General features: G+C 66.9%; 12 protein-coding genes. 6 read left to right on the forward strand and 6 right to left on the reverse strand.

What is annotated here, in order from left to right:
• Positions 1–17: 17 nt before the first annotated feature.
• Positions 18–416 carry a MerR family transcriptional regulator gene (locus ON19_RS15600; RefSeq protein WP_043692178.1) on the forward strand — a complete coding sequence of 133 codons (399 nt, stop codon included), beginning with the start codon at positions 18–20 and terminating at the stop codon, positions 414–416.
• 328 nt (positions 417–744) lie between these two features.
• On the opposite strand, the gene ON19_RS15605 is transcribed toward ON19_RS15600, so the two are convergent.
• From ON19_RS15605 to ON19_RS15625, 5 genes are all read right to left on the reverse strand, one after another.
• On the reverse strand, positions 745–2,958 hold the full coding sequence (locus ON19_RS15605; protein ID WP_043692180.1) for a molybdopterin oxidoreductase family protein: 2,214 nt from the start codon (positions 2,956–2,958) through the stop codon (positions 745–747).
• Positions 2,858–3,595, reverse strand: coding sequence for a GNAT family N-acetyltransferase (locus ON19_RS15610; protein WP_083899410.1), 738 nt, complete (start codon positions 3,593–3,595; stop codon positions 2,858–2,860). The genes ON19_RS15605 and ON19_RS15610 overlap by 101 nt, the downstream gene beginning before the upstream one ends.
• Before the next feature lie 176 nt (positions 3,596–3,771).
• Positions 3,772–4,440: a membrane protein YczE gene (yczE, locus tag ON19_RS15615; RefSeq protein WP_051168922.1), complete on the reverse strand. Its 669-nt coding sequence runs from the start codon at positions 4,438–4,440 to the stop codon at positions 3,772–3,774.
• Positions 4,441–4,851: 411 nt separating this feature from the next.
• Complete coding sequence (locus tag ON19_RS15620; protein WP_043692183.1) at positions 4,852–5,502, reverse strand: histidine phosphatase family protein; 651 nt, start codon at positions 5,500–5,502, stop codon at positions 4,852–4,854.
• Between the two features lie 143 nt (positions 5,503–5,645).
• On the reverse strand, positions 5,646–6,554 hold the full coding sequence (locus tag ON19_RS15625) for a hypothetical protein (RefSeq protein ID WP_218006428.1): 909 nt from the start codon (positions 6,552–6,554) through the stop codon (positions 5,646–5,648).
• A gap of 440 nt (positions 6,555–6,994) precedes the next feature.
• Here ON19_RS15625 and ON19_RS38960 point away from each other — a divergent pair, with 440 nt between their 5' ends.
• The 4 genes from ON19_RS38960 to ON19_RS15645 all read left to right on the forward strand — a co-directional run bounded on the left by ON19_RS38960 (position 6,995) and on the right by ON19_RS15645 (position 11,427).
• A complete protein-coding gene (locus ON19_RS38960) occupies positions 6,995–7,618 on the forward strand; it encodes a P-loop nucleotide/nucleoside kinase family protein (RefSeq protein WP_051168923.1) in 624 nt (207 codons plus the stop codon).
• Between the two features lie 444 nt (positions 7,619–8,062).
• Positions 8,063–8,782: a metal-dependent hydrolase gene (locus ON19_RS15635; RefSeq protein ID WP_227954811.1), complete on the forward strand. Its 720-nt coding sequence runs from the start codon at positions 8,063–8,065 to the stop codon at positions 8,780–8,782.
• A 353-nt stretch (positions 8,783–9,135) separates the two neighbouring features.
• Positions 9,136–10,134 carry an SMP-30/gluconolactonase/LRE family protein gene (locus tag ON19_RS15640; RefSeq protein WP_227954812.1) on the forward strand — a complete coding sequence of 333 codons (999 nt, stop codon included), beginning with the start codon at positions 9,136–9,138 and terminating at the stop codon, positions 10,132–10,134.
• 42 nt (positions 10,135–10,176) lie between these two features.
• On the forward strand, positions 10,177–11,427 hold the full coding sequence (locus tag ON19_RS15645; protein ID WP_043692191.1) for an esterase/lipase family protein: 1,251 nt from the start codon (positions 10,177–10,179) through the stop codon (positions 11,425–11,427).
• A gap of 45 nt (positions 11,428–11,472) precedes the next feature.
• Here the strand turns inward: ON19_RS15645 and ON19_RS15650 are convergent, their stop codons facing one another.
• Positions 11,473–12,564, reverse strand: a complete 1,092-nt coding sequence (locus tag ON19_RS15650) for a hypothetical protein (RefSeq protein ID WP_086006646.1) — start codon at positions 12,562–12,564, stop codon at positions 11,473–11,475.
• A 102-nt stretch (positions 12,565–12,666) separates the two neighbouring features.
• Between ON19_RS15650 and ON19_RS15655 the strand changes: the two genes are divergently transcribed.
• Positions 12,667–13,464 carry a HugZ family pyridoxamine 5'-phosphate oxidase gene (locus tag ON19_RS15655; protein ID WP_043692194.1) on the forward strand — a complete coding sequence of 266 codons (798 nt, stop codon included), beginning with the start codon at positions 12,667–12,669 and terminating at the stop codon, positions 13,462–13,464.
• Positions 13,465–13,540 lie beyond the last annotated feature (76 nt).

Below are 13,540 nucleotides of genomic sequence, written 5' to 3' on the forward strand. Positions count from 1 at the left end.
GGCGAGGTAGAGGTCACATGCGCATCGGGGAAATGGTCCGCCGCACCGGAGTGAGCGAACGGCTGCTGCGCTACTACGAGGAGCACGAACTGTTGGCGCCGATGAGACTGCCGAGCGGCTACCGGGTCTACAGCGACGCGGACGTGAACACGGTCCGGCGCATCCGCACCCTGCTCGCAGCCGGTCTGTCGACCGCCACCATCGCCCAGGTCCTGCCATGCGTCCGCGACGACGGCCCGAACCTCGCGCCCGTGTGCTCCGACCTGGTGGCGCAGCTGCGCCGAGAACGCGAGCGCATCACCCACTCGATCGAGCAACTGCAGGCGTCACAAGGCATCCTCGACACCGTGATCGCGGCCGGACCGGCCGACGCCGATCCTGATACCACAATCCAGCAGCCATTGCCGGGACGCTGATGCAGGGGGAGAACCTGCGGCACAAGCCACCCGCCGCTGCCCCGGCTCACTGACCGAGAGCGCTCAGCCATATCGAGGCGGCAGGTGCTCTACGGACCGAAGTGTCGACCCGAACAACGCCCTCGCAGGTCGGGACTGGCGAGCACGCACATCCGTTCGGCGTCACACACCTGGGCGCGGGCTGTCTGCCCGACCCGCGCGGCCACACACCGCTGACCACCGGTTAGCGGCGCCGCCCACAACAGAAGAGAACGCCGCTTCACCTTCTCAAACCACAGTGCACACAGTGAGACCGGCGATCCAGGCAAGACGGCAGACTCCGCAACCGTCAAGCGGTCGGCGCGGGCTCTCGCTCGCTCACCTCGACATGCTCATCGGAATCGACGGCCGCCCGAGTCACCGTCACCCACGTGTTGTTCACCGCCGCTGTCCCCGAAAACGTGTCCGTCAATGCCGGATCGTGCAGCAGGTTCACATTCGCCCCCGGCAACGACGCCGCCACCGTCCACCCGACACCCGGCTCCTGATGCCCCCACCCGTGCGGAATCGCCACCGTTCCGGCCCGAATATCGTCACTGACCTCCAACGGCACCACGATCGACCCGGTCCGGGAACGCACCGTCACCGGCTCACCATCCCGCAATTCCCGCGCCGCCGCATCATCCGGATGCATCAGCGCGGTGCAGCGATCGCGCCCCTTCACCATCGACGGCACATTGTGCAGCCATGAATTGTTGCTGCGCAGATGACGGCGACCGATCAACTTCAAGTCGTAGCCGTCGGCCGGCGTCGTCAAGGCCTTCCCCTGCTGTGCCTCCGCGAGCACATCACGCGCGGCGGCCACGAAATCCTCCGGCGCCAAATGCACTTTCCGATCCTTGGTACCGAGCAGCGAACGCAGCCGCGGCCGCAGCGGTCCCAGATCGATGCCACCGGCCGCCGCACGCGCCTTCGCCACGGTCAAACCCTTGCGGCCCCGACGCAACACCCCGTACGGACCCGCCGCCACCCCGAGCGCCGCGATCCGCATCGGACTGACCCGATCGAACACCCCATTCAGCACCCGCGCGGTGAACCGGCGCGCAGGCAGCGGCACCATCTCGGTGATCAGCCGCGCCATGATCTGCCAATCCTCCAACCCGTCGGCGGGCGGCTCGAACACCCGCGCATCGAACCGCAGATTGTTGCGCACACTGAACACCGGGAACAGGATGTTGACGTCCTCGCGCTCCAACGGCGAGATCGGCGGCAGGATGATGTCCGCGTGCCGCGTCGTCTCCGTGATGTACATGTCAACGGCCACATAGAAATCCAGCGAATCCAGCGCCGCGCCGAGCCGACCGCGCTGCGGCGTCGACAACACCGGATTGCCCGCATACGTGATCATCGCGCGGATCCGGCCCGGTCCCTCGGTCAACATGTCCTCCGCCAGCGCCGCCACCGGCAACTCCGAACGGAACGACTTGTAGGTCCCGGAACGATCCGTCCACGCCCCGTATGCCATCGGCAGATACTTCCCATACCGTGGCGCATCGATCGGCGGCGTCGCGAACATCTGACCACCCGCCCGATCCAGATTCCCCGTCACCGCGTTGATCGTGTTCACCAACCAATGCGTCAACGTACCGGTCACCTGCTGACACACCCCGATCCGCGCGTACAGCACCGCCGAAGACGCCGCCGCGTGCTCCCGGGCGAGCCCGCGCATCGTCTCCGCATCCACCCCCGCGTATACCGCCATCTGCTCCGGAGACGCCTCGGCCACCAGCGCACGCAACTGCTCCCAGCCCGTGCCCGACGCGCGAATCGCCTTCTCGTCACACAAATCCTCGGCGACAAGCACATGCAGCATCCCCAGCAGCAGATACACATCGCCACCCGGAGCCACCGCGACATGCTCATCGGCCAGCCGCGCCGTCTCCGTACGCCGCGGATCGATCACCACAACCTTCCCACCGCGCCGCCGCACGTCCCGAATCCGCTGCTTCGCATTCGGCATCGTGGTCACCGACCCGTTGGACACGGCCGGATTCGCGCCCAGGATCACCAGACGATCGGTCCGATCGATATCGGTCACCGGCATCAGCACATTCGAGCCGAACATCCGCCATGCGACGAACTCCTGCGGGAACTGATCGATCGACGACGCCGAGAAGAAATTCCGGGTCAACAGCACCGCCCGCAGCATCCCCGCGTACAGCACCGACGAACTGTGCGCGGCCGGATTACCGAGATACATGCCGATCGCGCTGTGCCCGTGCTCGCGACGCACCTTCCGCAACCGCTGCCCGATCTCCCGGAACGCCTCGTCCCACCCGATCGGCTCGAACGACGAACCCACCCGCCGCACCGGCGTCCGCAACCGATCCGGGTCATGATGCAACCCGCCCATCGCCGTCGCTTTCGGGCAGATGTACCCCTTCGACAGCACGTCCTGCGGATTACCCTCGATCCGCGTCACCTGATCGCCGGAGACCGTGACGAGAATTCCGCAGTGTGCCTCGCACAAGGTGCACTGCCGGGCAATGGTGGTAGCACTCATGAATTTTCACCTTCTGCCGGATCGCTTCCCACAGGCTAACCGGGACGCCCACCTTCCGTACAGGTCTGTATGTAGGACGGATGCGGGCGTGCACATGCATGTCGTGCCACCCGTCCGCGTGCAACGCGGCGCCGCGCTTGACACCTTCCAGCGCGAATCCCGCCTTCACCGCCGCACGACATGACGGCAGATTGTGCACCGAATGCAGCACCTCCAGCCGATGGAAACCCACCTCGAACGCCCACCGGGCCACCCGATCCACCGCCGCGGGCGTCACACCGCGGCCCCGCCACTGCGGAGCGGTCCAGTACGCGATCTCCGAGACCCCCTCGGGCGGCGACATGGTCCGCAACGCGACCCGCGCCGCCACCACGTCATCAACGACGACCGCCCACTGCGGACCGCGACCATTCGTCCATCCCGCCCGCCAGCGCGCGATCAACTCCTGAGCCTCGGCTTCGGAGTCGACACTGCGAACATGCCAGCGCTGTATGTCCGGATCCTGGTAGACGGCGCGAACGACAGCAGCGTCGGCATTCGACCAAGGCCGCAACAGCACTGCCGCACTCCGCAGTGCGGGCTGAGGTCCCGCGGCGAACACGTCGGCAGCGACCACATCGGGCAGCAGAGCAGACACACCCGGATTGTCCCCGGCCCCGCCGACCGCCGCCACGAAATATTCGAGACTGCCAGTGGTCTCACCGACGCTACAACCACGCTTGATGCATCAGGTCCGACTTTCCAACCTGCGGCAACTTCATCACGGTGACGATTCAGCATTCGGTAGAGAACCAGCAGGGGAGCGTGCCACGGCTACATGCTCGGAACCTCGGCGACGGCACCGGCCACAGGTCCCGGCCTCGGTGGCGCGAACCCCGGCAGGAAGCGGTTGGCCGCGGGAATCATCAGGTGGATCAGCGGGCCGATACCGAAGGCGTACACCAGCGTTCCGATGCCGACGCTGCCGCCGAGGACGAACCCGGTCGTCAACACCGCCACCTCGATCGCCGTGCGCACCACCCACACCGACTTGCCGGTTCGCCGAACCAGTCCAGTCATCAGTCCATCCCGCGGCCCCGGCCCCATGCCCGCACCGATGTACAGCACACTCGCCACCGCGTTCAGCACAACAGCGGCGATCATGGCACCAACCCGCACCACCAGCGGATCCCACGACGGCAGCCACGCCAACCCCGCGTCGACCGACAACGCGATCACCACGACATTGCTCACCGTCCCCAACCCGGGCATCTGCCGCAGCGGAATCCACGCCAACAGCACCGCGACGCCGGTAACCGCCGTCACAGCGCCGAAACTGATCGGCACATGCCGCGCCACGCCCTGATGGAACACATCCCACGGATCCAGCCCGAGCCCCGCCCGCACCATCACCGCCATCGACAACCCGTACAACCACAATCCGACATACAACGCGATCAACCGACGAACCAGCACCGCCCCAGCGTGCCCGCAACTGGACATCACAACCAGAGCCAATCACCAATCACTGGACCGCGAAACGCAAGCCATCGCATGACGCAAGGCAAATCGGGCGCACCACAATTCGTCACTGTGACGATTGGATGCGGATTACGACTAGGACAGGGGAGCCCAATCTAGGAAAATTCCAAGATTTACCAATCGGACCGAGAAAGGCCGGAAAATTTCCACCAAACGGACAAAGCGTCGAGAAGGGCGAACCACGCGTAGCGGCATCATCGCCCAGGAGACCCGGAGCGAACCGAGCGAGCTGGGCTCGCTGGCCTATGAAACGCGAACAACGACAACGACATCCAGCGCGTCAACGCATCGCCACCGGCGCCGAATTTGCGCCGATAATCAACATTATGTCAACTAGAGCGTCGGACGGGCTACCGGATCCTTCCCTGCGGCTCATTCATCGCGCGAGCCGGTCCCCACGCTCAAGTGAGACGTCTCGGCGAGACCGAGCATCGCGCGGTTGCGCCAGTAGTCATCGTGCCGCAGATGCGTGATCGCGCCGGGCTCGGTCGCGAAAGACGCGAAGCCGGCTGCCTCGACCGGGATCATCATCCATGTGGTGATGACGAACGTCAGTGCGTAACCGTGCGTCACGACGATGTGGTCATGCTCGGTGTCGGCCATCAACTCGTGGACGCACCCACCCACCCGGGTCGCGACCTCACGCCGTGTCTCGGCGCCAGGGACAGGTCCGCGATGGTCGAGGCGATCATGATCGGGTGCGGGTACTTGACGCTGGGCAAGCCACGCGTTCGGCCGCCCACCCGCTTCCCCGAAGCTGATCTCCCGCAGCCGCTGATCCGGCGTCACGGGAACGCCTAGTGCCGTCGCCAGAATGCGGGCCGTCTCGGTACAACGGGCGAGATCGGACGTCGTGATCCGGATCGGCCGCGACGCGCCGTCGCGGCGGCGGGCCAACTCTTCGGCTACGCGGTGGGCGTCACGCCGACCCCGCGCCGTCAGCTTCGAGTCGTACCAGCCGCCGACGAGATCGCGTTCGGTGTGCTCCGCGTGCGGGTGACTCACCACATAGAGGTCCTGCATACCACTCCCCTTGGCTCGCTACCCAAGACCCGGCTCGGATCCTCTCGCGACTCACCGTATCGTCGCGATACCGAACCGCGCGTTCCTGCCTCGGCGCCAGGCCCATCCCCGAAACGTGGCCTGGCGCCGGGCATCATCCGAACTCAGGCCAAGGTGTCGGCGAGTTCTGCATGCAGGTCGAACAAGGCGGGGATTTGATCCGCTGGGCGGCGGCCCATGCCGCACTCGGTGGCGATGCCGAACTCCGCGATCGCGCGGCGGGCGGCTTCGATGCGCTGAAGTGCGCCCGCGCGGCCGTCGGTGGCGTGGACCAGGCCGAGGTGCAGATCCGTTTCCGGTGGAAGGGCAAGGTCGGCAAGGGGCTCGAAGTACTCGGCATCGGTGCGCGAGCGCGGGACCGGCAGGTGGATCCAGTTGACCGGGCGGTCCAGCCCCGCCAGGACTCGACCGGCGACAGCCGCGAGCCGGCCGGTGTCGGCGGGCTCCGCGAAATGGCGATGACCGAAATCGCCGTAGCAGAGGTGATAGCCGAGTTCAACGGGTTCGGGCACCGCGGCGCCCAGCCGTACGAGCCGCTGCCCCACTTCCTCCAGTTGCGTCGGGTAGTCGGACCCGAACCAGGAAGGGAAGATGCCCTCGAAGATGGCGAACTCGACCGCGGCATCCCATTGCACCGCAAGGTCATCCGGCGGAATCGCGGCGACGATGACACCGAGTTCGTCGAGCAGCCGCGCTTCGTATCTGCGCTCCAACTCCCCCTGCGGACCAGCGACGAACGCACCGATCACCGCGATAGGCGTAGGCAAGCTGACCTGGAACCGGGTGCCCGCCGGGATCGTGCCCTCCTCGCGCAGCCGACGGAACACCTGCCAGGAGTCGAGGGCGGCCTCCGCGTAACCCAGCGGACCGAAGTCGATCGATGCCGCGTCCACGCCGGGCTTGGGTTGCACCCGTTCACTCGGCCCGTACTCCGGGCTCGGCGGCGGAACGGTTTCCAGGTCGGGATGCGCCTGCATCTTGGGCAACTGCCACACCACCCAGTTGTCCCGCACTCCGGTCTCCCCGTCCGGAATACGCTTCAGATGCGTCCCGATTCGCTGTGCCGCCTCCGAGAAGACTGTCCGCGCATCCGCCAATGGGACACTGCCGCACAGATGAACTCCACGCCCCTTACCCACCGCAACCTCCTACCATGGCCTAACACTGGTCGAGCCGACCCGGTCGAAACCAGACGGTTGCCACGTATCCCCTTCGAGCCTGGAGTGCGCAGCAGGCAATTGATCAGCTCGCGTTATGCGATGCAGCGTAGGCGTGAACCGCCGCATCAGATCCCCATCAATGGGAAATCTGCAGCGACCAGTTCACTGGCAGAGTCGAAGCTGCCGCGGCGACCGAGCCCGTCACCGCCGATCCGGTCGATTGATTGCGTGTGAGGGTTAGCTCCTCGAGCGGATCCGCGCTTCGAGAGGGACTTCGTCGCGGTGAATCCACCTTGCGAATCACAGCAACCGACAACAACAATCACGCCATTCGTCGGCCCGAGGCTCTCGGCTGTTCTGGAGGTTGCGTCACCATCTGCGAACTACTCGTCCTCGTCAACGGCCTGCCCGGCTCCGGGAAGTCCACCTTGGCCCCGGCTTTGGCGCGAGAACTGGGCGCGCACTTGATCACCAAGGACGCCGTCAAGGAGGCGCTGAGCACCGGACTCGACCACGGCTCTGTCCCACCGAATATCGGCGCGATCGCGATGGAGGCTGCATGGACGCTCGCCGCCGCGCTATCCGGTGTCGTGCTGGTCGACTCGTGGTGGTTCAAACCCCGGGACACACGGTACGCCGCCGCAGGCATCGCGACTTCCGGCGCGACACGAGCCGTGGAGGTCTGGTGTGCGGTTCCCCCGGAACTCGCCCGTGCGCGATACCGCGGTCGTACGCGCGCCGCCCTGTACCACGACGACGCCCACCTCGCCCACGACTGGGACCGCTGGTCGCAACTGGCCGAGCCGCTCGCCCTCACACCGGTCGTCGTCGTCGACACCACCGTGTGGGTGGACTGCCCGGAACTCGCGCGGCAGGTAATGGCTGCGGCCACCGTCGCAATCGACGACGTTCTCTAGATGGAAACTTCTGTCGCGCAAAGCTGCTGTACGCCCTACCGCGCGGACTCGATACGGTTCTCGGCCTTTCGAGGCGCGCACGAATACCCGCTCACCGTCTCGCGAGGGATGCCAGGCAGTCCGGCCAGGACCCATCCGTGCTGTCCTTGCGGTTTTGGGTTGTTCGGGTTGTTGAAGATGTTGAAGTAAGGGTATGTATGCATAAGTACGCACAGGAGCGTATCGCAATCATTAATTGCCAAAGGTGTGGCACCGCTGAGTCGACTCTTTCCGAGAAGCAAGGGACAGCGGTGACTGCTATCGACGCGCAGATTCATCGTCCACACAGCACCCCGATCTCGTGCCGGTTTCCGAGCACTCCCCTACCCCCTCGCCAGTTCCTTCTCGGTTTCCGGACCTCACAACGGTATTCGCGTACCGATAGGAAGCTGAACTAACGTTCGAATGGTGCTTGGACATTCACATGCGACCAGTGGCGCGTTGGCCTGGTCGGCGGCAGCGGCGACGCTGCCGGTCACGATCTTGACCTATCCGGCTCTGCAGGATGCGACGGGGCGCCTGGGCACCGTCGACCTCTTGCTGGGAGTTTTTCTCACGGCCGGGGCCGCGCTGCTGCCCGATGCGGACCACCCGGACGGGACGATCGCGCACACGCTGGGTCCGATCACGCACACCGCATGCAAGCTCATCTCCTGGGTTTCGGGCGGCCACCGCGGCGCCACCCATTCCTTGGCGTTCGTCGCGGCCGCCGCCTACGGCACCTGGGCCGGCGAGCACTGGCTCGGGCGCTGGTTCACGCTGAGCCTGGTCTTCTTCCTGCTGGCTCTCGCCGTGCGCGCCTTGCATCTGTGCCCGTCCGGCAACAACTTCAAGGCGTGGGGACCGATCGTGGTCCTCGCTTCCGCCGGCACGTTCGCGATGGAGCACTGGATCGCCGACAAGCCGGTCTGGCTTCCCTTCGCCGTCGGACTGGGCGCATTGGCCCACCTGATCGGTGATTGCCTCACCGATCGCGGCTGCCGCCTGTTCTGGCCCTTCGATCTGCGGGTCAGATTCCCCATCGTCGATCGCACCGGGAACATGGTCGAAACATTCGTCGTGGCACCATTGTTCACGCTCGGTACGCTGGCCATCCTTTGGTACACCATCACCCACCAGCCCTGACATCGCGGCGCTGCTGCCGACCTCCGGTAGCCCGGACCCGCGAGGTGATCACCTTCGGCTCGCGCAGACCCGGCAGCAGCGCCGAACAGCTCGTCCGCTGAGACCCATCTCGTCGGCTTCCCTCCCCCGGCCTCCATGTTGTTTTTGAATTGGCGTGGCGTTGACGGTGATTGTGGACGGGGTGGTGACATATTGGTAGATGCGCATATCTACATAAGACAATGTTATATCTGAAGGTAGGCCGGGCAGCATCATTCACCCGTTCGAACTCCGCTACCTCAGGCGTGGTCTACTTGCCTATCCAGCCCCGTTTCTCACCGGAACTCCGCACTACCCCGGCTACCCTGATGGCCATGCTCGCCTCGACAATGCGGCCGCAGCGTTGGACGCCTCCCCCCTCCCCTGCCCGCGCTCGCCGAACTCGCAGCACCCCGCCCCTTCCCGAGCTCAGGCGTCTCGAATTGCCGGGCAACGGCCCGGAGGATGTCGTGCTCTCCCCCGACGGCAGGATCATCGCGGGCATCGAGAGTGGCGCGATACTCAGCATCGATCCGGCGACCGGCGATGTACGCGAGCTCGCGAATACCGGCGGCCGCCCGCTCGGCCTGCACGCGGACGCCGACGGACGTGTGCTGATCTGCGATTTCGAGCGCGGACTGCTCGAGCTGGACACCGAGGGACGTTTGACCGTCCTGGTCGACGAGATCGAAGGCGAGCGCCTGCGTTTCGCCAGCAATGTCGTGCGCGACGTGGACGGCACGATCTATTTCTCGGCATCGTCGCGCCGATACGCACTCGACGAATACATGGGCGACCTCCTGGAGCACTCGGGCACCGGCCGCCTGTTCCGCCGCGACCCCGCGGGCGAGGTGGAGACGCTGATCGATGATCTACAGTTCGCCAACGGTGTGGTCGTGGCGCCCGACCGTTCCTGTGTGGTCGTCGCGGAAACCGGCGGGTACCGGCTGAGGCGCTACTGGCTGACCGGCCCCGAGGCTGGCACGCAGGAACGGCTGATCGAGAACTTGCCCGGCTTTCCCGACAACCTCGGTCTGGGCAGCGACGGCTTGATCTGGGTCACCCTTCCGTCACCGCGGAATCCGTTGCTGGACCGGCTTCTTCCGCTGCCCGGCATTCTGCGGCGCATCGTGTGGACGCTGCCGGAGTGGGTGCAGCCGAAGCCGGCGCGGACGGTGTGGGTGCTGGCGGTGAATTTCGAGGGCGAGGTCGTGCACGATCTTCAGGTCGAAGGCACCGATTATTCGTTGGTGACCGGTGTGGTCGAACAGGATGGTGTGCTGTATCTGGGCAGCCTCACCGAGTCGGCGGTGGCGGTATCGCGGGTGCCGTAGGGTTCCCACACTCCGTTCGGTGAACATTTGTACACTGAACCCATGACGGACGACGTACGCCAACGGCAGGCCGAGATCAGGGCGCTGGCCCGGCTCGCCGGTGACGAATTCGGCGGCGCGGTCGAGGGGATCGCGGCGGTGCACCGGGCGATCGCGCACCGCGTGTTCGCCGCGGTGCGCTGGGGCGTGGGACCGGCGGCGGCTCCGGTCGAGCTGATGCACGATGTGATCGCCGAGGGCGTCTACCGCGTGGTCAGCGGGTCGGCGGTGGCGGCGGGAATGGTCGCGGAGCGAACCGCGGATCTGCCCGGCGCCGTGCCGTCACGCACGGTGTACGGCTCGGGGTTCCTCGCCGCGCTGCAGGGTTTGATCGGTGATGATCTCGAGCGGACGCGACCGATACTGGCGGGGCCGATGTCCTTCCGTGTCGACGGTGCTCCCGTGCGCGCCGATCTGGTCGGTGCGCGCGTCCGACGGCCCGGTTCGCATGTCGTGGTCTTCTTGCACGGGTTGGTGGAGACCGAGCATGCGTGGCGTTTGGGCGGCGGTCCGACTTACGCCGAGCGATTGGAGTCGGACGCGGGATGCACGGCGTTGCACGTCCGGTACAACTCCGGTCTGCACATCTCGGAGAACGCGGGGCAGTTCAGCGAGCTGATGCGGTGTCTGGTCGAGCAGTGGCAGGTGCCGATCGAGCGGGTGTCGCTGGTGGGCCATTCGATGGGTGGGTTGGTCGCGCGCGGTGCGTGCTTCCAGGCGGCTGAGGCGGGGCTGCCGTGGGTGCGATTGGTGCGAGAGGTGGTGTGCCTCGGTTCACCTCATCTGGGCGCGCCGCTGGAGCAGTTGGTGCACTACGCGTCGGCGGCGCTGGCGCGGGTGCCGGAGACCCGCCCGTTCGGGCGTCTGCTGCGTCGGCGCAGCGCGGGTATCCGGGACCTGCGGGACGGTTCCCTGGTGGATGAGGATTGGCGGGATCTGGACGTGGATGCGCTGCGTCGCCGGGTGGTCCGCGAGGTTCCGCTGCTGGCGGGTGCGAAGCACTATTTCGTGACCGCTACGGTCACGCGCAGTCCGCGGCATCCGCTGGGCCGCGTGGTCGGTGACGGGCTGGTTCTCACGCCGAGCGGCTCGGGTCGTGGTCGCGCCCGTCGCATCGGTTTCGACGTCGACCACGGCATGCATCTCGCGTCGGCGCATCACTTCACGTTGCTCAATCATGAGGCGGTGTACCGCGCACTGCGCGGGTGGCTGGCTCCCGAAGCGGCCGACTTCGGCGAGGAGGCCGCCCGCTGAACTGTTGCGGGCGGGACAGGGCGCGGCCGTGTCCCGCCCGCAGGCTCAGAGGAGGTCTTCGGGGTCGGCGTCGGCTTCGAGGCGGACGTCTTCGGCGAAGCGGCTTTCGGCGTCGTCGTGGTCGGTGTGGGCCGCGTAGAGCAGCAGGCAGCCGCGGATGCCGTCGAGGAGGTCTTCCAGGAGGTCGAGGGCGGGGCGGGCGGGGTCGAGGCGGCTGATGCGGAAGCCGGCGAGCATTGCCTCGCGGGTGTCGGCGTCGACGCCGAATCGGTGGGCCTGTGCTTCCATTTCGGCGACGCGGGCGACGAGGGTCCACGGTGCCGGGATGCGGCCTTCGTGCACGGCCATCGCTTCGGCGATCAGGTCGAGGACGACTTCGGTCGGGGTGTCGCCCGCGGCGAGGCGTTCGAGGACGAGGGTGGGTGTCTCGACTTGGAGTGCTTCGATCTCGTCGGCTTCGGCGACGACGTCGGTGGTGGGTACGTTGGCGGCTTCTCCGGCGACTTCGGCGGCGGCGTAGAGCCAGTGGGCGGCGGCGACGGAGGCGGAGGCGGGGTCGAGTTCGGTGAACAGTTCGATGCTGCCGAGCGGGTCGGTGCGCAGGAGTGCGTCCGCGGCGTGGACCTGGGCCGGGGAGACGTCGGGGCGGGACAGTTCGACGGCTTGGCGGGCGCGACCGGAGAGGTCGCCGCGTTCGGCGGATTCGATGGCTTCCTGTTCGGTGCGGATCTCGGCGGCGACGGTGTCGCGCAGGGCGTCGTCGTCGATGTCGTGCAGGGTGCGGCCGATGCGGTGGGCGGATTCGATGACGCCGCTGTAGGAGACGAGCAGTCCTTCGTCGGTGGGCAGGTTGGGGCTGCGGAGGCCGGCTTCGACTTCCTTGAAGTTGCGGCGTTCCTCGGCGCGGCGCCATGCTTCGCTGTTGGGGACGTCGGGGTCGCCCGCGGCGCTGGCGGGGTGGGTGTAGGTGCGCCATTGGAAGCGCGAGAGGGTGGTGAGGTTCGACGCCAGATCGGTTGCCTGGTCCGTGGTCACCTGCGGGGGCAGGGTGGCCACCGTCTGGGCGAGGTCGCCTCGTCCGGTCGCCCAGGTGGCGACGAGGGCGGCGCGGTCGGCATCGAATGCGTATCTGGTCACCTTGGCCAGTCTGGTCGATCGGCGGCGTCTGCGCTCGGCCAATTGGTGCGCACGTGTGATGATGTGCGGCGTTTCGCTGGGACGCGCTGGCAGGATGGGGGCATGACTGTCGATCATGGTGATCCGGGCGACGGGCCGTCGGTGCCGCCGCCGATCGCGCCGGTGCTGCATGCGGCTCGTCCGTCTGCGGCGGAGGAGGCGAGAACCGTTGCGGCGGCGTCGAATACCGCGACGTTGGCCAGTCTCGCCGAGGATGGTTCGCCGTGGGCGTCGCTGGTGACGTACGGGTTGCTGGAGGGGCAGCCGGTGTTGTGTGTGTCGCGGATGGCCGAGCACGGGCGCAATCTGGCCGCGGACGGTCGGGCGAGTGTGGCGGTGGTGGCGCCGGATCCGCCGGCGGATCCTTTGGCGGGTGCCAGGGTCACGTTGGCGGGGGTGGTGGAGCGTCCGGTGGGTGCGGAGGCGGTGGCGGCGCGGGAGGCGTATCTGGCGGCGGTCGCGGCGGGGCGGATGTATATCGATTACAGCGATTTCTCGTTGTGGGTGTTGCGGGTGCGGCGGGTGCGCTGGGTCGGTGGGTATGGGCGGATGGATTCGGCCGGCGCCGAGGAGTATGCGGCGGCGGAGCCGGATCCGGTGCTTCCGGTGGCGGCTCGTGCGGTGGCGCATCTCAACGACGATCACGCCGACGCGTTGCTGGGTATGGCGCGGCGGTTGGGTGGGTATCCCGACGCCACGGAGGCGAGTTGTGAGCGTGCCGACCGATATGGCTTGGATCTGCGGGTGGTGACGCCGCGGGGTGTGGCGCGCACCAGGGTGGGGTATGCGGAGCGGCTCGATGGGATCGAGCAGTTGCGGGCGGCGACGGTGGAGTTGGCGCGGCGGGCGCGGCCGGAGTGAGTGCGGAATCGTGACGGTGGTGCGACCGGCGACACGCGGACTGCTGCCAGGGAAGCCAGCAATCTGACAGTTACGC

The sequence above is a fragment of the Nocardia abscessus NBRC 100374 genome, assembly GCF_000308455.1.
GTDB classification, from domain to species: domain Bacteria; phylum Actinomycetota; class Actinomycetes; order Mycobacteriales; family Mycobacteriaceae; genus Nocardia; species Nocardia abscessus.